Consider the following 20,145-nt stretch of genomic DNA (forward strand, 5'->3'; position numbering starts at 1 on the left):
CGACGGACCCCGGCCTCCGGAGGCGCTGCCGGGCCGGTTTGGACGGCAAACCATGATCCCGTTCATTCGGGCTCGGAATTCCATCATCCTGCCCGACGTCAACGCCAATTCCCCATCGACGACAATTACAATTCCCCATCGAGGGGCCGCTGCGTAGCAGCCGGCTTACCAAGTTCTTGGGCGCTTGGACTTGGAATTTCGGTCGGGTCATTACGTGAGGCAATCGTGTGCCCTCGGTCGAATTTCAGATGAGGTAAATTCCGGCCCAACGACAATTACAATTCCCCATCGCCAGGGCCGCGGCGGAGCCGCTGGCTTACCTGTTCTTCCCTGGCATCGCCATGGGCACGGGTGGTAAAAGCAGACCCGACGACAATTACAAATGGACACCTGCTGCTGCTGCGCCCTTGGCGCCGGACCCTGTGGGAACCGCGCATGCGGTTTTCAGCCGCAGGCCGAGGGAGGCGGGTTTCCCGTGGAACGGGGGGCGGGGCCCGTGGGAAACCGCGCCCTTTGCGGTTTTCCATGGGAGGGGCCCCGCCTTCCATGGGAAATCCGCGCCCGAGCAGGGACCGGCGCCGGGGGGGTCTGGGGGGGGGTCAGGCTGATGCGGATTCCTCAGGCTGGGGCATCCGTGCCTTGGCCGCATCGGCCCGGTAGCTGGTGCCGTTCAGTTCCAGGATCACGCAGTGGTGGATGATTCGGTCGATGGCCGCCGCCGTCGTCATGGGGTCCTTGAATATCCGGTCCCACTGGGAAAACACCAGGTTCGAGGTGATGATCACGGTACGCCGCTCATAGCGCTCAGCCAGGAGGGTGAACAGAACCTCGGTCTCGTCTCGGGTCTGCTGGATATAGCCGATGTCGTCGATGATGATCGCGTCGAATGCGTCCAGTCGGCGCATCTCGCGCTCCAGGCCCAGGCCCTGCTTGGCGATCAGCAGGCGCTGGACCAGGGCGTAGGCTGGCGTGAAATACACCTTGTAGCCCCGCTGGATCAATTCCGCCCCCAGAGCGCAGACGAGGTGCGTCTTGCCCCGGCCCGGGAGGCCAAAGGCCAGCAGGTTCTCGCCCCGGTCGACGAACCCGCCTTCGATCAGGGTCGCCATCTGCCGGCGGACCTTCACGGGCAGGAGGTCCTGCTTGAGGGTGGCCAGGGTCTTGCCGACCGGGAGCTTGGCGGCCTTGAGTACCCGTTCCAGGCGCTTCTGGCGCCGCTGCTCCAGTTCCAGTTCCATCAGGTGGTGCAGGAACCGATCGAAAGCCCAGCCCTCCTTCTCAGCCCGTTTCCCGGCTTCCCCGTAAGTCGCCGCCACCCCGGTCAGGTTGAGCTCCCGCAGCATGTCCCCCAGTTGCCGACGCGCTTCCTTGCTCATACCGCCTCCTCCAGCCGCTCCGTCAGCAACGCGTCAAACCCGCCCAGGTCCACCACCAGGGCCGGCATGTCCGGAATCTCGGTGGGTCTACCCAGCCCCATCAGGTCCTGCACGCGCGCCGGCTCCGGGATGATGCCCTCCGCCATCAGCAGCACCAGGGCCGCCTCGACATCGCACTCCATTTCCTCGGCGGCCAGGTTGAGGTTGCGCAGGTAGGCCACTTCGCCCCGGCGCTCGCCCAGTCCCTTCTGTAGAGCTTCCAGGGCTTGGTGCCAGACCGGCCCCGGGAACAGGTCCGCCCGGTGCCGGTATTGGGCAAAGGCGCCCGGTTTCTTGAGCATCGCCTTGACCACGTGGCGGTAGTCGATGCGGGTCCGGTACTCCCCCAGCAGCCTGGGGATCACCAGCAACCGCCGGTCTGCGAACCAGACCTCCAGCGTCATCTCGTAGAGCCGCACCCGCACCCACTTGCCCAGCAACTTCGGAGGCACCGAGTAGGTGTTCCGCTTCACCAGCAGGGTGCTTTCCTCGCTTACCTTGATCCGCCATTCGTCGAACTCGGCGAACGCCTCCACCCGCAGGGGCCGCATGGCGGCCAGTTCTTCGGGAACCCGCTTGCGGCGGGCGTTCGCCATTACGCAGGCCCCCTGGGCCCAGGCTTCCCACGCCTCCACCGAAGGGAAATCCCGGTGGCCGCGCAGCAGCAGGTGCTGGTGCAGGCGCCGCTTGAGGGCATTGTTCGAGGCTTCCACGTCGCCGTTCTGCTCAGACTTGCCCACGCTGATGGTCCGCACCTGGACATCGTAGTGCCCGGTCATCATGTCCCAGTAGTCGTCGTTATAGGCCCGGGGTTTCCGGCTGCGGGTCCTGTGAATCGTGGACTTCTCCTCTCCCGACCCCGTGATCTCCACCTCGACCGCAGCGCTGGCGGCGATCTTATGGGTCGCGGAAGTGGAGTTGTCGGTCTGGCTGAACAGTGGGATCCGGCCCAGCTGGGCCAGGGCCGCCGGGATCCCCCGCCGCAGGGCCAGCATGGACTCCGACTGGCACACGGTGATCCAGCCCCAGTTGGAGTAGGGCAGCACTACATGGCAGAGCATGTGGGGGAACGGCTCGCCATGGATCGTCACGTTCAGCTCCGTTGCCCAGGTGAAATCCGTCTGCATGGCTTCGCCCGGCACGTGGTCCTGGGGAAAGAACACCTCCTTGTCGGGGCCGAACTGGGCCTGCCAGACCTGGATCCGCCGCTGGAAGGTCCGGAGTTGGCCCTCCTGGTAGACCCCTGGCCGCTGGCGCATCAGGTGCTCGAACAGGCCCTTGGCCTCCAATTCCGGGGCCTCGGCTAGGCGGCCAGCAACCTCCGGCCAGTCCGCCGCGAACGGATCCGCCCGGGTCTGCCAGGCCCGTTCCGTCGGCATCTCCGAAGGAAACTGCTTGGCCCGTATGTAACTCCGCGCCGTCTTACGGTCCATATTGGCCATCATCGCCGCCCTGCCGACCTGGCCATGCTTCGCCATTTCCTCGTTCAAACGCCTCACCTGCTGATCCGTGACCCGACCCATGGCACCGCCTTCCCCAAGGCCAGGTGGCCATGGGGTACCGTGCCGACATCTGAGTCCCCTTGGCTATCCCGGAATGGGCAAGCCGATGGGGAAGTGTAATTGTCCGCAGTGGGGACTACTCAGTGTCGTCGGGCATCATCCGGGATTCACCGCCCCCCTGCACCCAAGGGTGGCCCCCGGGAAGGTATCATCGGGTTGGGGCGGCCTCCCGCACGAATGGCTGGCGCGGCGCTGATCGGGAAGGACAGCCCCCCGGGCTGGCATTCCCGGCGCCTACCTGCCAGCAATTCAGTGATTCAAATCCCTCCGCCGGAGCCAAAAAAATAGGGCCCATTGGTTGGCCCCCGGGAAGGTTCCATCGGGCTGGGGCAGCCTCCCGCACGAATTGCTGGCACGGCGCTGATCGGGAATGCCAGCCCCCCGGGCTGGCATTCCCGGCGCATACCTGCCAGCAATTCAGTGATTCAAATCCCTCCGCCGGAGCCAAAAAAATAGGGCCCATTGGGCCCATTTTTTTGGCTCCGGCGGAGGGATTTGAACCCCCGACCCATCGGTTAACAGCCGATTGCTCTACCACTGAGCTACGCCGGAAAGCGTGAAATTATATTTTACAGAATCCCAGCCAGGAATCAACTCCTCTGTAGCTCCATGAGGATCTGCCTCGCGCAGGCCTTCAGGGTCTCGATCACGCCCTGGCCCCTGCTGGCCACGGCCTCGATCATGGGCTCGTTGCGGAAGCGAAGGAGGTCCTCCATCTCCCCCAGGGGGGCGGCGGTGGGCATGTCCCGCTTGTTGAGCTGGAGGACGTAGGGGATGGTGCGGATGTCGAAGCCGTTGTCCTTGAGGTTGGTGGCGAGGTTGGCAATGGACTCGATGTTGGCCTCCAGGCGCGGCCTCTGGCTGTCGGCGACGAAGATCACGCCGTCGCAGCCCCGCAGGATGAGCTTGCGGGACGCGTCGTAGAAGACCTGGCCGGGCACGGTGTAGAGGTGGAAGCGGACCTTGAAGCCCTTGACCATCCCCATGTCCAGGGGCAGGAAGTCGAAGAAGAGGGTCCGGTCGGTCTCCGTGGCCAGGCTGACGAGCTTGCCCCGCTTCTCGGGGTTGGCCTGCTCGTGGATCCACTGGATGTTCGTCGTCTTGCCACAGAGACCGGGACCGTAGTACACGATCTTGCAGTTGATCTCTCTGGATGCGTAATTGATGAATGTCATCGTGGGTGTCCGAGGGGGCCTGGCTCAGTCGCCGAACAGTTTATCAATGTCCTCATCCGTGATCTCGGAGAAGGGGCTTTCGAAATTGGAGGATTCATCGGCTGTGGCCTGGGCACGCTGTTCGACCTTCTCGAAGATCTCGGCCAGCTCCCGGCTGGACTTCTTGACCCGCAGGCGGACCAGGGCGAGGCTCGAGGACTGGTCGAAGATGACGACCAGGATGCCGCGCTTGCCCACGATGGAGATGTGCAGGTTGTCCTTCTCCCCCTCGTGGAAGAGCAGGCTGAACTCCTTTTCCCCGATCAACTTGGCGAGGCCGTCCGTGGCGGCGACGTTGCCGGCGGTGAGGGAGGCGAGGCTGGTGGCGTCGATGCTCCGCACATCGCCGCTGGCGGCGATCTGCTGTCCATTCTTGTCGACGAGGAAGACGACCTTGCTGCTGGAGTCCACCTGGAGGCGGCCGATGATCTCCTGGAGCTGCTTGTACTCTTCCTCGAACATGACCAGATCGAGCTTGGCCACACTACCTCCCGGCGTATTGCGTTCACGAGAGCATACCGCACTTCCCCCTGCGGCCAGGGAACATGGAGGCCAGGGGAGGCCGGGGACTGGGAAAAGTATGGATAAAATAATTATTGCGCCCGTCCGGAGGCCTCCCCTCCACATTCCAGGGTTGGCCCAGGGCGGTCCCCGTGTTAGCCTGTCAAGTCCCGCGCAAGTAGGGAAACACCGCAGGAGAGTTGTCCGAGTGGTTTAAGGAGCACGACTGGAAATCGTGTATAGGTCCAAAGCCTATCGGGGGTTCGAATCCCCCACTCTCCGCCAGTTCCAGGAGGAAAAGGCCCCCGCCGGTTCCGGGGGCCTTCCTGTTCCTGCGCGGCCACCGTGGATGGGACCCGGTCCGGCAGGGGTTCCCGACCCTCGCGGATCATGGGGACCCGGCGACCCTCCAGTACAAGCTCCGGAACCTCCCGGTCGCATCCTTTGCCTCCCCTGCTGATGGCGGTCCAGGGCGGGCCCTGGCCCTGCCACGTCCGGCCGGTCAAGGTGCGGGTGGTTGCGCCGGGGGCTTTTCCGGAACCAGGGCCTGCCTGATGAATGAAGCGGGTCCGCCGGTCAGGTGGTCCCGGGTGCGGGCGGGAAATCCCGGGATGGCTTCGAGATCCTCCAGCAGCTTCAGGATCGCCTTCTGGAGGGAAGCCCTGAGCTGGATGGCGCGGTCGGCCCTTGCCGGCTCGGGCAGTTCCCGGATCAGGGATCGTCCGGATAGCACGTAGTAGGTTTCCGTCCAGAAGGGCTTCACGTCACCCGGGGCAAAGAGCCTGGCTTCGAGCACGGCCGGCGCGGAGAAGGAACCGAACAGGGCGCTCCCTCCGATCCAGAAGGCGCTTTCCTCCAGCAGCTCGTAACCGCCGAGCCCCACGGCCAGGCGGGTGTTGTGCACCAGCAGGCCCGTGCCGACTCCCCAGGCCACTCCGGAGGCGATGCCGTAGAGGATGTACGTGGTGCGGATCTCGCCCAGGTCGGTCACGACGAGTTCCAGGCGATAGGGCGCGTCCGGCCGGACCGCGATGCCGCACGCCGCAGCTTCCTCCCGGAAGGTCGATTCCAGCCACAGGCCGTGGTCGTCCAGCGCCTTGCGCCGTGCCTCCGGAGTGTTGGCCTCCTCGGGCCCCTGCCGCTTCAGGCGCTTGAGCTGGCGGCTGTGATCTTCCACCGAGACCCTTGCCAGGCGGATGGATGGACCGCCCTCCACGGCCTTCAAGGTGGCAAGCGGGGACCTGCACGCCAAGGCGAGCAGGCAGAAGCAGAGGATGGCGGTTCGGGGCATCGCGCGCTTTCAGAATCGAAAATGAAGTTCCCACGATCTCGTACCGCATCGAGTTCGCCAAGCGCAGGGGTTTGACCTGGATCCTTGACGGAATCTTAACTGGCCGGCCCGAGGAGACGCGGGCTAGGCTGACGTGTTGGACTCCGGAAGGGAAATTGCGATTCTGAGCTGCCCTTCGATCGCGGAACCCCCGCGGCCCTGGGCCCGGTTGCAGCACCGCCCATTCCATCGGCTCCACGCGGGAGCTGATCCCAGATCACGGAAGCGCCCATGAAGTTCCTGTTCGCCCTCTGCTGTTCGCTGCCCGGATTGATCGCCGGGGACCCCGGTGCCTGGCAGGTTCATGCCCAGGCCACCGCCGTCACCCAGACCCATGGGGACTTCCCTTCCCCCTACCGGGGCCCCAATTCCCTCCGCCCGGGGCGGGAATGGGCCACGTCCTTCACCACCACCCTCATGACCGGCTGGCGGCCTCTCAAGGGCACCGAGCTCTATCTGGACGTGGAAGGTGCCGCCGGAAAGGGGGTCAGCAGTGTCCTGGGCATGGCCGGGGCCCCCAACGGCGAAACCTACCGGGTCGGCAACCCCCAGTTCCGGGCTTCCGTGGCCCGCTTCCTGGTGCGCCAGACCCTCGACCTGGGTGGGGAGCCTCAGGAGGTGGAGGACGACGCCCACCAGCTTCCCGGCTCCCGCTCTTCCCGCCGTCTGGTGCTGCACGCCGGCAAGGTAAGCGTCATGGATCTTTTCGACAACAACACCTACGCCCATGACCCCCGCACCCAGTTCCTGAACTGGACCCTCATGGGCCATGGGGCCTGGGACTACCCCGCCGACACCCGTGGCTACACCTGGGGCGGTGCGGTGGAACTGTTCTGGGACGCGTGGGCGGTCCGCTATGGCCGCTTCGCCGAACCCCTGGAGGCCAATCAATTGGAGATGGACCACGCCCTTGCGCGTGCCCACGGCGATGCCATGGAGGTGGAGCACGACCACACCCTCGGCGGCCTTCCCGGAGCACTTCGGGGGATGGTCTTCCGGAACACCGCCCACATGGGGGACTACCGGATGAGCCTGGCCGAGGCCAACCCCCCGGACATCACCGCAACCCGGGCAAATGGCCGGAGGAAACGGGGCTGGGGTCTCAACGCCGAACAGGCCGTCACTCCCGACGTAGGCTGCTTCGCCCGCTGGAGCTGGTCGGATGGCCGCACCGAGTCCTGGGCCTTCACGGAGGCGGACCGATCCCTCTCCGCCGGGCTTTCCCAGAGGGGCACCCGCTGGGGCCGCCCCCGGGACCGCTTCGGGTTGGCCTTTGTCCAGAATGGGCTGAGTCCGGACCACCGCGCCTACCTTGCTGCGGGCGGACTCGGGTTCCTGCTGGGCGATGGCCGGCTCACCTACAACCCGGAGCGCATCGCCGAGGCGACCTACGCCCTTGCCATGGGCACGCACTGCACCGCCAGCCTGGACCTTCAGCGGTGCTGGAACCCGGGCTACAACGCCGACCGGGGGCCCGTGACGCTTTCTGCCCTCCGCGTCCACCTCGCATTCTGATCGCCCCGGATTCCGCCCAGGGCACCCGGCGGACAGCTTCGGCGGGACTGCGACGGCAGAAGGTCCGGAGCCCCAATCGCCTTCCAGACAGGGAAGATGAGGATCGGGTCAAGGAGCCCCGGCCTCCCGGTGCGGGGATTGCGCAAGAAGAAACCGTTCCACGGCGCTCCAGCCCCTCTCCTCCAGGCCCAGGCGGGAGGCGTACCGACCCTTCAACCGGGCCAGGATCTCCTCCGCAGGTTCCTCGGCGTCGACTAGGTAGCCGCCCTTCTGCAGCCAGTCCCTGAGGCTTTCCTTCCGGGCCGGGCCGACCCCCGGAATGACGCTGTCCAGAAGGGCCCGGGGGTCGTTGCCGCATTCCCTGAAGACGGCGGCCACGCCGGCCATGTCGCCGAACCTCGGGATCTCCGCGGCTTCGATGATCGCAGGGGACAGTGGCCTGGGGCGGGCCGCCTGGAGGGCAGCCTGGGCCTGTTCCAGGATCTCGATCGTCGTCAGGAGGGCGACCTTCTCCGGCGTGATTGGGGTGCCCAGGAAGTTCCTGACCTGCCCGACGGTCTCGAACCCGCCCTGGAGCAGAAGATGCAGGGACCGCTGCTGGCCCTCCGCGAAGGCCAGCCAGGCGTGCTGCTGGCTGAGTGGCGTCCACAGGGATGGGCCCGCGGCGCCCAGGCGCCTGGCGTAGCCCAGCAGGCTGTCCTCCCCGGGGTCGGGAATGGGCGGCCGGGTGAGGTCCACGGCGGGCAGGGGGGCCAGACGGCGCGCCCCGAGGTTGCGCACCTCGGCCAGATCGAGGATCTGGATGCCTCGGGGCCCGAGGCGCCGCCACTTGGCGACCTCGTCCTGCTGGGCGGTGAAGTAGAAGATCTGCCGGCCGGTGCCGGCCATCACCTGGATGGCTTCGAGGATGGCCTGGGCGCGGGTGTCGTCGGAATTGGCCAGGACCTCGTCCAGGAAGAGGGGCAGCTGGATGCCGTCCGGACCCTCCTGGTGTTCGACGTAGGCCAGGCGCACGGCCATCAGCAGCTGGAGGCGGGTGCCTTCGGAGAGCTGGTCGAGGGGGCGGGTGCGATCGCCCTCCCGCGCCACGAACGCGGCGTTCTCGAACCGCAGCACATAGCGGTGCCCGGTGAAGGCCTGGAAGAGGTCCGAGGCCCGGCGCAGCTGGGGTTTGAGGTCCTCGTCGGCTCCGCGCTCTTCCAGGCGGTCGATGAGCCTGGCCAGGGTCCGTCCTTCGAGGTCCCTGATCCGCTGATCCTCGAGTCTCTGGGCGGCCTGGTCCCGGGCGAGGATGAGGGCGGCCAGGGTGGTTTCGCCCGTGAGGCGCGTCAGGGTGGCCTGTTTGAGGAGGGCGGCTTCGCGGGCCGCGGCGATCTTCCGGAGGGTTTCGCGGGCGGCCGCAAGGTCGGTCCGGACCTGGGCGCGGGCCCGGGCGAGGCGGTCCCGGCGGTCGGCGAGGGGGGCTTCCCGCCGGTCGGCGATGGCCTGGAATTCCGGCGTCCAGTGTCCATCGCGCTTGAAGAGGGTCTCCACGAGGCTGAGCTGGCCCAGGCGGGCGGTCATGAGGGGGTGCCAGAGCCGGCGGGTGTCCCAGGCCTCCTGGAAGGTGTGCTCGGCCAGGCCTCGGGCGGCGAGGAAGGCGTCCAGGTCCGCCTGGGGGGAGCTACGCCCCAAGGCGTCCAGCGTCTTCACGAGGGTGAGGCGTTCGCCGTGCAGACGCAGGGCGGTGTCCAGGTCGTCCGCGAGGACCGCCAGCGCGGCCGCGGGATCCGGGCCGGGGGTGCGGCGGAAGGCCTCGAGCAGGGTGGCGGCCTTGGCCAGGAGGGACGCGAGCTGCCGGGAAGCCTCGGCTTCCAGCTCTCCGGCCGTCGCCACCGTTCCGCGGAGGGCCAGGCCCTGCTCGAGTCGCCGGGCGAGGATCTCCAGGTAGCCCCCGAAGGCGTCGGTCGGTTCGGGGTGCAGGTTGAGCTGGCGGGCCAGGTCACCCGCCTCGGCGAGGAGGGCCTTCCAGGTTCCCCGCTCCGTTTCGGCGTTCGCGCGGACCTGGTTGCGGGTCAGGTTCAGCTTCGCGAGTCCCGTCCCCTTGGCCGCCTCGTCCCGGACCTTCCGGGCGAGCACGGCGATGTCCGCCGGGGCCCAGGCCGCGGGGGTCAGGCCGGGCAGGCCGAGGGCGAGGTACTGGTCCTGCAGGGTCGCCAGGCCCTGCCGGAGGGCGTCCGGGTTCTCGGCCTGGGAGGCCGGGGTCCGGAGGCCGATGGCAGCGAGGGCGAGAAGGAGCAGGGCCGCGGCGATCGAAAGGACCCGGGGCGGGGCGCCCCGGGCGAGGACGAGGGCCGCGGCGCCGGCCAGCAGCCCGGCCGCCATGAGGGCCCAGGCGAAGGCGCCCCAGCGTCCCTTGCCGTCCGGGAGCCTGGCCAGGGCCTCCAGGGTGGCGCGCTTGTCCTGCCACTGCTCCAGGATCAGGGTGGCGGAGGCGAGGGTTCCGGCGGACAGGGCCGTCTCCTCCGGGCCGAGGGTGGAGGCGACCTGGTCCAGGGCATGGAGCAGGCTCTGGCTCCGCTCGAACTTCCGGGCCAACGCCCGGGTGCGCTCCAGGACGTCCGGGGAGAGGGACGGGAGCTGGTCCACCGGGGCGCCCAGCCAGGGGTTGGCCTGCCGCCAGTCGTCCAGGGCGGCTGCGGCCTCGCGGTGGGCCCGGCCGCGGTCCCTGGCTTCCGTCTGCGCATCCTTGAGGGCGCCGGCGAGGTTCCGGGCGGCCTCGGCGTGGTCCTTCCGGAGGCCGGGGGGCAGGTCGAGAGGGGCGAGGCCGCCGTCCACCTTCTCCAGCTGGTCCTGGAGGCTGGCGACCTGGGTGGCGGCCGCGTCGCGGGAGGCGCGCAGGTCCCGGAAGGCGGTCTCGTCCGGCTCCCGGAGGCCGGCGAGGAGGGTTTCGCGGGCCTGGAACGGCTCGAGGGCGGCATCCTGGGCCAGGAGGGTCTCCAGGGACTCCAGGGCCTGGTCGAGGGCGGCCAGGGCGCGCTCCCGGTCCGCGTGCGCGTCCAGGGTGGCGGCTTCCGCCTCCAGGGCCCGGATCTCCTCTTCCAGCGATTCCTGGGCCCCCTGTTCCCTGGATTTCTCCTGGAGGGCCGCCCTGGCCTGCTCGAAGGCCTCGGTGGCGCCGGCCCTGCGGGAGAAGGCGGCCAGGGGCTTGAGGTCGGCGCGGTGCTTCTGGAAGTCCACGCCGCCCTGCATCTCCTGGCGCAGCTGCTCGCCGAAGGCCTGGTTGGCCTCCCTGCTCTGGAGGAGGTCGGACAGGGACAGGCGGTAGCGCTCGCGGGTGGAGGCCCCGGACCAGGGGGAGGGCTGCGCGGGCAGGGCGCCGGCCTTGGCGACCAGGCGGTCCTGGAGGCGGCTCCGCTCCTGCGACAGGTCCCCCAGGCGCACCTGGGCATGCAGGATGGTGCCTTCCGGGGCCTTGGCCTGGTCCCACAGGAGGAGCTCCATGGCCTGGACCAGGGAGCTCTTCCCGGCGCCATTGGGGCCGTGGACGACCACGATGCCCGGGGCGAGGCGCTCCACCGTGAAGCCCATCCCCGCGAATCCCCGGAAGGCGTCCAGGTCCACCCGTTCGAAGCGGAAGCTAGGCATGGGGGGTCTCCGCGGGGATCATCCCGTTGAACAGGCGCAGGCAGACGCGCTGGAGCAGGGCGAGGTGCCAGTCCGGGGCGGCGGTTGTCTCGTCCATCCAGCGGGCGTCCAGGCCGTGGTAGGCCCCGGAGGACCGGCTTTCCCGTTCGAGCTGGAGGACCTCGTCGAGGAGGCCGCCCCATTCGCCGGGAGGGACGCTTCCCTTGTCCAGGTCCTGGATCAGGCGCGCCAGGATGCCCCGGGCGCCCTTGTCCGTGAGCCAGGCCTCGAGGCTCGCCGGGCGCCGCACGAGGTTCTCCACGTCGCCATGGATGGCGGCCTGGACACCGTCGAGGGTGGTGGTGAACTCCTCGGGCGCGCGCGGGGCGGGGGCGTCGGATTCCCCCGTCAGGCGCACCCGGAAGAGCACTCCTTCCAGGCGCGGATCGGCTTCCCGGCAGCGCCCGATGCGTTCGCGCATGCCCTGCAGGATGGCGGACTGCACCGCGGTCTCGCTGGCGTCGTCCCGGGTGAGGGCGACCTCCAGCGCCTCGATGCGGATGGGGGCCGGCACGAGGACGGGACTGGAGAAGGCGCCGCCGGCAAGTGTCAGGGTCCAGCAGCCGTGGGCGCCGGTCTCGCTGGCCCGGAGGGGGATCGGGGAGCCGCAGTAGAAGGGGGCCTTGTCCCGGGCGCTGGGGGCGTGGATGTGGCCCAGGACCCACCGGTCGATGCGCCGGGAACGCAGGGCGGCGGACGTGAAGGGGGCGTAGGGGCTCCGGGGGCTGTCCAGGTCGCCGTGGAGGATGCCCAGGGTCGGGAGGTCGTCGGGGACGGCGGGGAAGGCGTAGAAGGGGTCCGCGGAATGGAGGGGCGCCGGGAAGGACCAGCCCACGAGGCGCAGGGATTCCCCGCCGAGGGTGACGGCCGCCTCGGTCCAGACGCCCATGACCCCGTCCTTCCGGCCCAGGAGCAGGAAACGCGCGGCCTGGGCGGGGTCCAGGTCCCGCCGGAGGTCGTCGAGGAGCCTGGGGAGGATCTCGGAATCGTGGTTGCCCGCCACGGCGGCGATGGTGAGGCCGTGCTGGAGGAGGCGGAGGACGCCGGCCTTGAGGGGGGCCCAGGCCTCGAAGTAGCGGTTGTCCCGCTCCACGACGTCGCCCGCGAGCACGAGGAGGTCCGCTCGCTCCCGGATGGCGCTGTCGACCACGAAGTCCCAGGCGGACCGGGCGGTCAGGGCGCGGCCGGGGAAGGCCTTCATGCTGGGCTGGCGGCCCAGGTGGATGTCGGAGGCGCAAAGGATCTTCATGGGGGTCCGGGGTTCGGCCATAGGTGGGTTCCGGGAAGTGTATCAGCGCGGATGGCCAACCGCCCCCGGGCCGGATTTCCCGCTGGAGGGGCCAGCCTCTGCGATGATGGGCGTCGACCCGGTCCTTCCACATCCAAGGCCGCCCACTCCGCTCCCCGGAGGAGTTCCATGCCCCGTCCGAAGATCCTGATCGTGGAAGACGACGACCTCACCTCGTCCCTGCTCAAAGGCACGCTGGCGCGGGAGGGCTACGACATCACCCTGGCCGGCGACGGGCTCGCGGCCCTGGACATCCTGGGCGACGATTCCGGGTTCGCCGCCGTGCTCCTGGACCGCCTCATGCCCCGCATGGACGGGCTCGAGGTCCTCAAGCGGATGAAGGCCACCCCGGGGTTCAAGGACATCCCCGTGGTGCTCGAGACGGCGCTGGACGGCGAAGGGGACATCCGGGAGGGGCTGAAGGCCGGCGCGCTGCACTACCTGGTCAAGCCGCTCGACCCCCGGATGGTGGTCCAGGTGGTGGACTCGGCGGTGCGGGAATTCGAGACGAGGAAGAAGCTCTACGCCGAACTCGACAGCATCCGCGCCGCCATGGGCCTGGTGCGCCGGGGCGTCTTCCACGTGCACACCCTCGAGCAGTGCGGGGACCTGGCCGCGCTGCTGGCCAAGGCCTGCCCGGATCCCAGGCGCTCCGTGACCGGGATCCTGGAGCTGCTGGTCAATGCCGTGGAGCACGGCAACCTGGGGATCACCTACGAGGAGAAGACCGAGCTCATCGCCTCCCACGAATGGGCGGGCGAGATCGAGCGCCGCCAGGAGCTTCCCCGGAACCGCAAGCGGCGGGTGGAGGTCACCCTGACGCGCCTGGCCGCAGCCACCCGGATCCGGATCCAGGACATGGGCGAAGGGTTTCACTGGCAGGACTTCGAGGGCGTCAACCCGGGCCGGATGTTCGACAGCCACGGGCGGGGCATCCTCCTGGCCAAGTGGGAGGCCTTCGACCGGGTGGAGTACCTCGGGAACGGCAACTGCGTCGTGGCGGAAATCGCCCACACCTAGCTAGTTGAGCCCGAACCTCCGGTGGTGGCAGACCTTCGGCGCCCGCCCCCCGGGTTCCCACAGGTGGAAGGCGTTGCCCTGGCACAGGCCCCACTCTCCGCACGCGGAGCAGTCCCCCTGGCGCATCCAGCTCCGGTCGCGGAAGGCCTGGAAGCGGGTGTTCCACACGTCCATGAAGGCGTCCCGGTGGATGTTGCCCTGCGCGAACCGGCGGTCGATGTTGGGACAGGCCAGGACCGCCCCGTCCACCATGATCCCGCCGATGTTGATGCCCGCGCGGCAGAAGTAGGGCTGGTCCCGCACCCGGCACTCGAAGCGGCCCAGGAAGCCGGATTCCGCGTAGACCACGTCCAGGCCTCCGCGCGCGCGGAAGCCCTCGATGCGCTCCATGAGGGTCCGGAATTCCTCCGCCGCCAGCAGCAGGGCGGGATCCTCCGCGGCGCGGCCGATGGGGTCGATGGTGAAGATGCGCCAGTGCTTCAGGCCGGCCTCCATGAGTAAGGTCCGGAAGGCCTCCAGCCGGGGCAGGTTGCGGGGGTTCACGCAGGTCACCACGTCCAGGGCCTGCCAGAAGGGGTCCGCCAGCAGGCCCTTGAGGGTCGCCAGGGCCCCGCGGAAGGAGCCCTCCCGGCCCCGGAGCCAGTCGTGGTCCTCCTCGAAGCCGTCCAGGCTCACGGTGACGCTGGCCATGGACGCGGCCTTGGCGGAGGCGAAGGCCTGCGGGCCCCAGGCCAGACCGTTGGTGACCATCCCCCAGGGGAAGCCCAGCCGGTGGATGGCGGCGCCCAGGTCGAAGACGCCGGGGTAGCAGAGGGGTTCGCCCCCGGAGAGGACCACCATGACCCCGTGGGGGTCCTGGGCCGCGGCGATGCCCTCCAGGGCGCGGAGCACCGCCTCCCGGGGCAGGGGCGGCGCGGTGGCGTCGCGGGTGCAGTCGCTGCCGCAGTGCCGGCAGGCCAGGTTGCAGGCCCGGGTGAGCTCCACGAAGAGGTAGGAGAGGCGATGGTGCCGCGCCTCCAGGCGCCGGAAGGACGGCAGCAGGGCGCGCCGGAGCCAGGGCCTCACGGCCTGGCCAGCTTGATGGCCAGGCCCTCCTGCTCCCAGGCGCCATAGAAGAACCTGCCGTCCCCGGGGGCGGTCTGGACGAGGTTCAGGGTGACCGTCGCCTGGCTGTAGGCGCCATTGGCGGCGCCGTCCACATCGGTGGCCGTCAGGGGGCAGGACGGGCAGTACCAGCCGGTCCAGGTGAAGGAGAAGACGCCGTCCGCGCCCGACCTGGCCGTGGCGCCCTGGAAGTCCACCCGGATGCCCGGGACGGGCAGGCCCGTGGCGGCGTCGGTGACGGTGCCGCCCACCCTGTAGGTGGCCGACGGCGTGCCATAGGTGGGCACGGGGGCCCCGTAGGCGGGCGTGCCGCCCACGCAGCTCACCACGGCGATGCCCAGGGCGGAACCCAGGCACCGCATGAGCCACTGCTCAAACCGATTCATGGTCGCCTCCGGGGATAGGACGATTGTGCCACCGTTCCGGTCAGAACGTCCGGCCTGTCTCCCGGGCCCGGAGCAGGAGCTCCGCCCGCACCTCGGGCGCGTTCCCCGACAGGCCGCCCAGCAGCTCCAGCCGGGCCTCCGGGATGCCCACGCCCAGCAGGCGGTCCTCCACCATCACGCGGTGGTGGGCCTCCCGGAGGCCCAGGGCGTCGAGCTTCTCGTCGGTGTGGCCCGCCGGGCAGAGGGCCAGGGCCTTGCGCACGGGCAGGCGGGTGGTGCGGCTGCGGTCGGCCTCGTAGGCGTAGGCATAGCCGTAGGTCCACACCCGGTCGAACCAGCCCTTGAGGATGGCGGGCACGTCGGACCACCAGAAGGGGTAGCAGAACACCAGACCCTCGGCCCGGTCCAGCCGCGCCTGCTCCGCCACCACGTCCGCCGGGCGAAGCGCCGCCGGGTCCAGGGCCGTCTCCAGCCCGAACTGGGCCTCGGCCAGGAGGGGGTCGAAGCCCTCCTGGTAGAGGTCGGCGAATTCCAGAGTGTGCCCGGCCTCCCGCAGGCCCTCGGCGAAGGCCGCGGCCACCTCCCCGGTGAAGGAAGCCCGGCGCGGATGGGCGAAAATGAGCAGGACATGCATGAAAAAGCTCCTCCAGGCAGAGAATGGAACAAGGAGACCGACGATGCAAATGACCGATATCCCCTTCGCCGCCACCGACTGGTCCCAGGTGGAACCCACCGAGCATCCCGGCGTTACCGGCCGGGCCCTCTGGCGCACCCGCCAGTTCGGCGCCATCCGGGTGCGCATGGTGGAGTATTCCCCCGGCTACCTGGCGGACCACTGGTGCTCCAAGGGCCACGTGCTGCTCTGCCTGGAGGGGGAGCTGCACACGGAACTGGAGGACGGACGGAGGTTCGTCCTGCGGCCCGGGATGAGCTACCAGGTGGCGGACCAGGCCGAGGCCCACCGGTCCGCGGCGCCTTCCGGGGCGAGGCTCTTCATCGTGGATTGAGGTGCTCCAGGAGCATCCGAACGGGCTTGGCGGCGGCGCGCACATCCCTCAGGCCCAGGAGGAGGTGGCGCTCAGCCCAGGGCTCGGCCAGGGTGACGAGGCGCAGGTCCAGGGACGCCACCATGGCCTTGACGGCGTTGCGGGGCAGCACGGCCACGCCCATGCCGGCGGCCACCATCAGGCACACCGCGTCGAAGCTGCGCACCTGGATGCGCAGCTTCAGGGTGCGGCCCATGGCCTCGGACTCGGTCTTCATGCGCTTGGCCAGGGACGTGGCCCGGGGCAGGCTGACGAAATCGTAGTCCACCAGGTCCTCGAGGCGCACGGAGCGCCTGCGGGCGAGGGGGTGGCCGCGGGGCACCACCACGGCCAGGCGGTCCTCCCGGTAGGGCAGCACCTGCAGCCCCAGGGCGGGGGTGCGGTCGGCGAAGATGCCCAGGTCGGCCCGGCCGTCCAGCAGGGCCAGGACGATCTCGGAGCTGTTCTGCTCCTCCAGCTCGATGCGGATGCCGGGGTTGGCGGCGGCGAAGGAAGCCAGGTCGCCCGGGAGGAACTGCGTGACCGCGGAGATGTTGGCCCAGAGCCGCACCACGCCCAGGCTGCCCGAGGCGTAGTCGGAAAGGTCGGCCACCAGCAGGTCCACGTCGCTGAGGACGCGGTGGGCGTGCTGGAGCAGGGACTGGCCGGCGGGCGTGAGGGCCACGCCCCGGGAGGACCGTTTCAGCAGCTCGGCGCCCAGGGTCGCTTCCAGGTCGGACAGCCGCTTGCTGGCGGCCCCCACCGCCAGGTTGGCCAGCCCGGCCCCCTTGCTGATGCTGCCCGTGCGCGCCACCAGGGTGAACAGCGACAGGGAGGCCAGGTCAACGCGGGGGACGTTCATGGCGGGCACCCTCCTAGAGCACGGCCGGGTTGACGCAGGTCTGGGGGGGCTTGCCCGCCAGCACGCTCAGGACGTTGTCCACCGCGGTCATGCCCATGGCCAGCCGGGTCCGGAAGGTGGCCGAGGCCGTGTGGGGCACGATGACCACGTTCTCCAGGCCGGCCAGACCGGGCGTCAGGCGGGGCTCGTTCTCGAAGACGTCCAGGCCCGCGCCCCAGATGACCTTGTCCCTCAGGGCGGCGACGAGCGCCTCCTCGTCCACCAGCGGGCCGCGTCCGGTGTTGACGAGGACGGCGGTGGGCTTCATGGCGGCCAGTTCGGCGGCGCCGATGAAGTGGCGGGTGGCGGGCAGCAGGGGCAGGTGGAGGGAGAGGAAGTCCGATTCGCGCAGCAGGGTGGCCTTGTCCACGAAGATGGCCCCGCACGTCCGCTCCAGTTCGGGCGACGGCTGGAGGTCGTGGTAGATCACCCGCATGTCGAAGGCGGCCGCCTTGGCCGCGAACTTCGAGCCGATGCGGCCCGCGCCGGCCACGCCCAGGGTCATGTGGTCCACGTCCCGGCCCAGGAACTGCAGGGGCCCCCAGCCGGCCCACTGGCCCGAGCGCAGGAAGCGCTCGGTCTCGGGGATGCGGCGGGCGGCGGCCAGCAGCAGGGCCCAGGCGTGGGTGGCGGTGGCCTCGTCCAGCACCTTGGGCGTGTTGGTGAGGATCACCCCGCGCGCCGTGGCGGCGTCCACGTCGAAGTTGTTGTAGCCGACCGCGTAGTTCGCGAAGATCCGGCACCGGGGCCCCGCGGCGTCCAGCACCTCGCCGTCGATGGTGTCGGTGAGCAGGGTGATGACGGCGTCCCGGCCGCGCACCTCCCGCAGCAGCTCCTCCCGGGTCAGCGGCCGGTCGTGGGGGTTGATGTCCACGTCATGGCAGCGGCGCAGGGCGTCGAGGGGTTCCTGGGGGAGCATGCGGGTGACGTAGACGTTGGCCATCGTGGCGCTCCTCGCTTCGGACCTAGCGGGCGAGGGCCCGCTGGCGGATGGTTTCGAAATCGGCGGGGACCGGGTGCAGGTCCAGCCTGCGGCCGGCCTTGACGATCTGGCTGGGGACCTCGTGGCCCAGCATACCCGGAAGCCGGCGGGCCGCGGCGATGAGCCGGGGGAGATCGAGGCCGGTCTGGAAGCCCATGAGTTCCAGGGCGTGGGCCAGTTCCTCCGTGCAGACGTTGCCGGTGGCGCCGGGGGCGTAGGGGCAGCCGCCGATGCCGCCCAGGGAGGCGTCGAAGCGGTCCGCCCCGGCGTCCAGCCCGGCCAGGGTGTTGGCCAGGCCCAGGCCCCGGGTGTTGTGCAGGTGCAGGGTCAGCTCGGCCTGGGGCCACCTCTGGCGGAAGGCGCCGGCGAGGCCGGCCACCTGCCCGGGGAAGGCCATGCCGGTGGTGTCGCAGAGGGTGATGTGGTCCACGCCCAGCTCCCCGATGTAGCGGGCGCACCAGTCCAGCACGGAGGACGGGGGCACCTCCCCCTCCATGGGGCAGCCGAAGGCGCAGGACAGCGAGATGTTCACCGCGGTCCCGGACGGGCGGGCCAGGGCCGCCACCTCGGCCAAGGCGGCGAAGGACTGGTCCCGGGTCATGCGCAGGTTGGTGAGGTTGTGGGTCCCGCTGGCGGACATGACCAGGTTCAGTTCGTCCGTGCGGGCCAGGATGGCCCTCTCGGCGCCGCGCACGTTGGGCACCAGGGCGCTGTACACGACCCCTGGCTCTCGCCGGATGCCCTGCATCACGGCGTCGGCGTCGGCCAGGGCGGGGATGGCCTTGGGCGAGGTGAAGGAGGAGACCTCGATCTTGGTGAGGCCGGTCAGGGACAGCTCGTCGATGAGGGCGATCTTGGCTTCGGTGGGGACGAAGGCCTTCTCGGCCTGGAGGCCGTCGCGGGTGCCCACTTCCTGCAGGTGGACGCGCCTTCCGGCGCCTTCCCAGGCGCTCATGCGATCACCCCCTTGGCGCGCAGCTCGGCCAGGGCCGCCTCGGAGACGCCCGCCTCGCGCAGCACGGACTCGGTGTGCTCGCCCAGGGCCGGCGCCGGGGTGCGCAGGGTGCCCGGGGTCAGGGAGAGCTTGGGCACCACGCCGGGCACCTCCAGGGGGGTGCCGTCGGGCAGCGCGGTGGTGAGGATCATGTCGCGGCTGCGGTAGTGCGGGTCGGCGCAGATGTCCTTGGCGGTGTAGATCCGGCCCGAGGGCACCCGGGCGTCGTCCAGGGCCTGGAGCACCTCGTCCAGGCTGCGCTCCCGGCTCCACGCGCCGATGGCGGCGTCCAGCTCCGCGGCGCGGGCGGCGCGGCCGGCGTTGCCCGCCAGGCCCGGATCCTCGCCCAGGTCCCGGCGCCCGATCTTCTCCATCAGGCGCTTGAAGATCCCGTCCCCGTTGCCGGCGATGAGGGCGTAGCCGTCGGCGCAGGCGTAGGCGTTGGTGGGCGCGATGCCGGGCAGGGCGCTGCCCGTGGCCTCCCGCACGGCGCCGAAGGCGCTGTACTCCGGCACCAGGCTCTCCATGACGTTGAACACGGCCTCGTAGAGCGCCACGTCGATCACCTGGCCCTCGCCGGCGGCGTCCCGGTGGCGCAGGGCCAGCAGCACGCCGATGACCCCGTGCAGGGCCGCCAGGGTGTCCCCGATGGAGACGCCGCAGCGCACCGGCACCCGTCCCGGCTCGCCGGTGAGGTACCTCAGGCCGCCCATGGCCTCGCCGATGACGCCGAAGCCCGGCCGGTCCCGGTAGGGCCCGGTCTGGCCGTAGCCCGACAGGCGCAGCATGACGAGCCTGGGATTGAGGGCGTGCAGCTCCTCCCACCCCAGCCCCCAGCCCTCGAGGGTGCCGGGCCGGAAGTTCTCGATGACGACGTCGGCCTCCTTCACCAGGTCGCGCACGATCCGCTGCGCCTCGGCCTTGCGCAGGTCCAGCGCAACGGAGCGCTTGTTGCGGGACTGCACCTGCCACCAGAGGGAGGTGCCGTCCTTGATCATGCGCCAGGCGCGCAGCGGGTCGCCCCCCTCGGGGGGCTCCACCTTGATCACGTCGGCCCCGAACTCGGCCAGCATCTTGGCGGCGAAGGGGCCGGCGATGAGCTGGCCCAGCTCGATCACGCGCAGGCCGGAAAGGGCGCTGGGGGTTGCGGTCATGGGGTTCTCCTGGATGCGGAGAAGTATGGGGGCCTCCCTTCTGCGAAAGAAGAACAAATGGGGAAACCCAGCCTTCTCGTTTAGAGAA

At 69.7% G+C, this 20,145-nt stretch carries 17 protein-coding genes and 2 tRNA genes; 4 read left to right on the forward strand and 15 right to left on the reverse strand.

Features of this window, described 5'->3' with window-relative positions; translation table 11 throughout:
* Positions 1-599: 599 nt before the first annotated feature.
* From istB to RAH40_RS18555, 5 genes are all read right to left on the reverse strand, one after another.
* A complete protein-coding gene (istB, locus tag RAH40_RS18535; protein ID WP_306599086.1) occupies positions 600-1,376 on the reverse strand; it encodes an IS21-like element helper ATPase IstB in 777 nt (258 codons plus the stop codon).
* Positions 1,373-2,794 (reverse strand): hypothetical protein, encoded by a 1,422-nt coding sequence (locus RAH40_RS18540; RefSeq protein WP_306599087.1) that lies wholly within the window; start codon positions 2,792-2,794, stop codon positions 1,373-1,375. Before RAH40_RS18540 ends, istB begins: the two co-directional genes overlap by 4 nt.
* Positions 2,795-3,454: 660 nt before the next feature.
* A tRNA-Asn gene (locus tag RAH40_RS18545) sits at positions 3,455-3,529 on the reverse strand.
* Between the two features lie 38 nt (positions 3,530-3,567).
* Positions 3,568-4,152 (reverse strand): ATP/GTP-binding protein, encoded by a 585-nt coding sequence (locus RAH40_RS18550; RefSeq protein ID WP_306599088.1) that lies wholly within the window; start codon positions 4,150-4,152, stop codon positions 3,568-3,570.
* 24 nt (positions 4,153-4,176) lie between these two features.
* The gene (locus tag RAH40_RS18555) at positions 4,177-4,674 is read right to left on the reverse strand and encodes a roadblock/LC7 domain-containing protein (RefSeq protein ID WP_306599089.1); all 498 of its coding nucleotides are present in this window, start codon (positions 4,672-4,674) and stop codon (positions 4,177-4,179) included.
* A 212-nt stretch (positions 4,675-4,886) separates the two neighbouring features.
* Between RAH40_RS18555 and RAH40_RS18560 the strand changes: the two genes are divergently transcribed.
* Positions 4,887-4,977 (forward strand) — tRNA-Ser (locus RAH40_RS18560).
* Positions 4,978-5,194: 217 nt separating this feature from the next.
* On the opposite strand, the gene RAH40_RS18565 is transcribed toward RAH40_RS18560, so the two are convergent.
* Positions 5,195-5,983: a hypothetical protein gene (locus RAH40_RS18565; protein ID WP_306599090.1), complete on the reverse strand. Its 789-nt coding sequence runs from the start codon at positions 5,981-5,983 to the stop codon at positions 5,195-5,197.
* Between the two features lie 270 nt (positions 5,984-6,253).
* Between RAH40_RS18565 and RAH40_RS18570 the strand changes: the two genes are divergently transcribed.
* Positions 6,254-7,537, forward strand: coding sequence for a carbohydrate porin (locus tag RAH40_RS18570; RefSeq protein ID WP_306599091.1), 1,284 nt, complete (start codon positions 6,254-6,256; stop codon positions 7,535-7,537).
* Positions 7,538-7,645: 108 nt separating this feature from the next.
* Here RAH40_RS18570 and RAH40_RS18575 read toward each other — a convergent pair whose 3' ends face one another.
* Positions 7,646-11,164: an AAA family ATPase gene (locus tag RAH40_RS18575; RefSeq protein ID WP_306599092.1), complete on the reverse strand. Its 3,519-nt coding sequence runs from the start codon at positions 11,162-11,164 to the stop codon at positions 7,646-7,648.
* A complete protein-coding gene (locus RAH40_RS18580; protein ID WP_306599093.1) occupies positions 11,157-12,473 on the reverse strand; it encodes a DNA repair exonuclease in 1,317 nt (438 codons plus the stop codon). The genes RAH40_RS18575 and RAH40_RS18580 overlap by 8 nt, the downstream gene beginning before the upstream one ends.
* 147 nt (positions 12,474-12,620) lie before the next feature.
* Here RAH40_RS18580 and RAH40_RS18585 point away from each other — a divergent pair, with 147 nt between their 5' ends.
* Positions 12,621-13,511, forward strand: a complete 891-nt coding sequence (locus tag RAH40_RS18585) for a response regulator (protein WP_306599094.1) — start codon at positions 12,621-12,623, stop codon at positions 13,509-13,511.
* Here RAH40_RS18585 and RAH40_RS18590 read toward each other — a convergent pair whose 3' ends face one another.
* From RAH40_RS18590 to RAH40_RS18600, 3 genes are read right to left on the reverse strand one after another with little or no spacing between them, the layout of a single operon-like run.
* Positions 13,512-14,576: a radical SAM protein gene (locus tag RAH40_RS18590; protein ID WP_306599095.1), complete on the reverse strand. Its 1,065-nt coding sequence runs from the start codon at positions 14,574-14,576 to the stop codon at positions 13,512-13,514.
* Positions 14,573-15,001 carry a radical SAM-associated putative lipoprotein gene (locus tag RAH40_RS18595; protein WP_306599096.1) on the reverse strand — a complete coding sequence of 143 codons (429 nt, stop codon included), beginning with the start codon at positions 14,999-15,001 and terminating at the stop codon, positions 14,573-14,575. The genes RAH40_RS18590 and RAH40_RS18595 overlap by 4 nt, the downstream gene beginning before the upstream one ends.
* A 40-nt stretch (positions 15,002-15,041) precedes the next feature.
* Positions 15,042-15,635 carry an NAD(P)H-dependent oxidoreductase gene (locus RAH40_RS18600; protein ID WP_306599097.1) on the reverse strand — a complete coding sequence of 198 codons (594 nt, stop codon included), beginning with the start codon at positions 15,633-15,635 and terminating at the stop codon, positions 15,042-15,044.
* Positions 15,636-15,678: 43 nt separating this feature from the next.
* Here RAH40_RS18600 and RAH40_RS18605 point away from each other — a divergent pair, with 43 nt between their 5' ends.
* Positions 15,679-16,008 (forward strand): DHCW motif cupin fold protein, encoded by a 330-nt coding sequence (locus tag RAH40_RS18605; RefSeq protein ID WP_306599099.1) that lies wholly within the window; start codon positions 15,679-15,681, stop codon positions 16,006-16,008.
* Here RAH40_RS18605 and RAH40_RS18610 read toward each other — a convergent pair.
* Genes RAH40_RS18610 through RAH40_RS18625 form a run of 4 tightly spaced genes read right to left on the reverse strand, consistent with a single transcriptional unit; the run spans position 15,995 to position 20,057 of the window.
* Positions 15,995-16,888 carry a LysR family transcriptional regulator gene (locus tag RAH40_RS18610; RefSeq protein WP_306599100.1) on the reverse strand — a complete coding sequence of 298 codons (894 nt, stop codon included), beginning with the start codon at positions 16,886-16,888 and terminating at the stop codon, positions 15,995-15,997. The genes RAH40_RS18605 and RAH40_RS18610 overlap by 14 nt on opposite strands.
* Before the next feature lie 13 nt (positions 16,889-16,901).
* Positions 16,902-17,870, reverse strand: coding sequence for a D-glycerate dehydrogenase (locus RAH40_RS18615; protein WP_306599101.1), 969 nt, complete (start codon positions 17,868-17,870; stop codon positions 16,902-16,904).
* A 22-nt stretch (positions 17,871-17,892) separates the two neighbouring features.
* On the reverse strand, positions 17,893-18,864 hold the full coding sequence (locus RAH40_RS18620; RefSeq protein ID WP_306599102.1) for a hydroxymethylglutaryl-CoA lyase: 972 nt from the start codon (positions 18,862-18,864) through the stop codon (positions 17,893-17,895).
* Positions 18,861-20,057, reverse strand: a complete 1,197-nt coding sequence (locus RAH40_RS18625) for a CaiB/BaiF CoA-transferase family protein (protein WP_306599103.1) — start codon at positions 20,055-20,057, stop codon at positions 18,861-18,863. The genes RAH40_RS18620 and RAH40_RS18625 overlap by 4 nt, the downstream gene beginning before the upstream one ends.
* Positions 20,058-20,145: the final 88 nt, after the last annotated feature.

The organism is Geothrix sp. 21YS21S-2, from assembly GCF_030846775.1.
Lineage (GTDB): Bacteria > Acidobacteriota > Holophagae > Holophagales > Holophagaceae > Mesoterricola.

Excerpts from the sequence above, each read along its gene's own strand:
- istB (WP_306599086.1), bottom strand. The coding sequence starts at position 1,376 with ATGAGCAAGGAAGCGCGTCGGCAACTGGGGGACATGCTGCGGGAGCTC.
- RAH40_RS18540 (WP_306599087.1), bottom strand. The coding sequence starts at position 2,794 with ATGCCGACGGAACGGGCCTGGCAGACCCGGGCGGATCCGTTCGCGGCG.
- RAH40_RS18550 (WP_306599088.1), bottom strand. The coding sequence starts at position 4,152 with ATGACATTCATCAATTACGCATCCAGAGAGATCAACTGCAAGATCGTG.
- RAH40_RS18565 (WP_306599090.1), bottom strand. The coding sequence starts at position 5,983 with ATGCCCCGAACCGCCATCCTCTGCTTCTGCCTGCTCGCCTTGGCGTGC.
- RAH40_RS18570 (WP_306599091.1), top strand. The coding sequence starts at position 6,254 with ATGAAGTTCCTGTTCGCCCTCTGCTGTTCGCTGCCCGGATTGATCGCC.
- RAH40_RS18575 (WP_306599092.1), bottom strand. The coding sequence starts at position 11,164 with ATGCCTAGCTTCCGCTTCGAACGGGTGGACCTGGACGCCTTCCGGGGA.
- RAH40_RS18580 (WP_306599093.1), bottom strand. The coding sequence starts at position 12,473 with ATGGCCGAACCCCGGACCCCCATGAAGATCCTTTGCGCCTCCGACATC.
- RAH40_RS18585 (WP_306599094.1), top strand. The coding sequence starts at position 12,621 with ATGCCCCGTCCGAAGATCCTGATCGTGGAAGACGACGACCTCACCTCG.
- RAH40_RS18595 (WP_306599096.1), bottom strand. The coding sequence starts at position 15,001 with ATGAATCGGTTTGAGCAGTGGCTCATGCGGTGCCTGGGTTCCGCCCTG.
- RAH40_RS18600 (WP_306599097.1), bottom strand. The coding sequence starts at position 15,635 with ATGCATGTCCTGCTCATTTTCGCCCATCCGCGCCGGGCTTCCTTCACC.
- RAH40_RS18605 (WP_306599099.1), top strand. The coding sequence starts at position 15,679 with ATGCAAATGACCGATATCCCCTTCGCCGCCACCGACTGGTCCCAGGTG.
- RAH40_RS18610 (WP_306599100.1), bottom strand. The coding sequence starts at position 16,888 with ATGAACGTCCCCCGCGTTGACCTGGCCTCCCTGTCGCTGTTCACCCTG.
- RAH40_RS18615 (WP_306599101.1), bottom strand. The coding sequence starts at position 17,870 with ATGGCCAACGTCTACGTCACCCGCATGCTCCCCCAGGAACCCCTCGAC.
- RAH40_RS18620 (WP_306599102.1), bottom strand. The coding sequence starts at position 18,864 with ATGAGCGCCTGGGAAGGCGCCGGAAGGCGCGTCCACCTGCAGGAAGTG.
- RAH40_RS18625 (WP_306599103.1), bottom strand. The coding sequence starts at position 20,057 with ATGACCGCAACCCCCAGCGCCCTTTCCGGCCTGCGCGTGATCGAGCTG.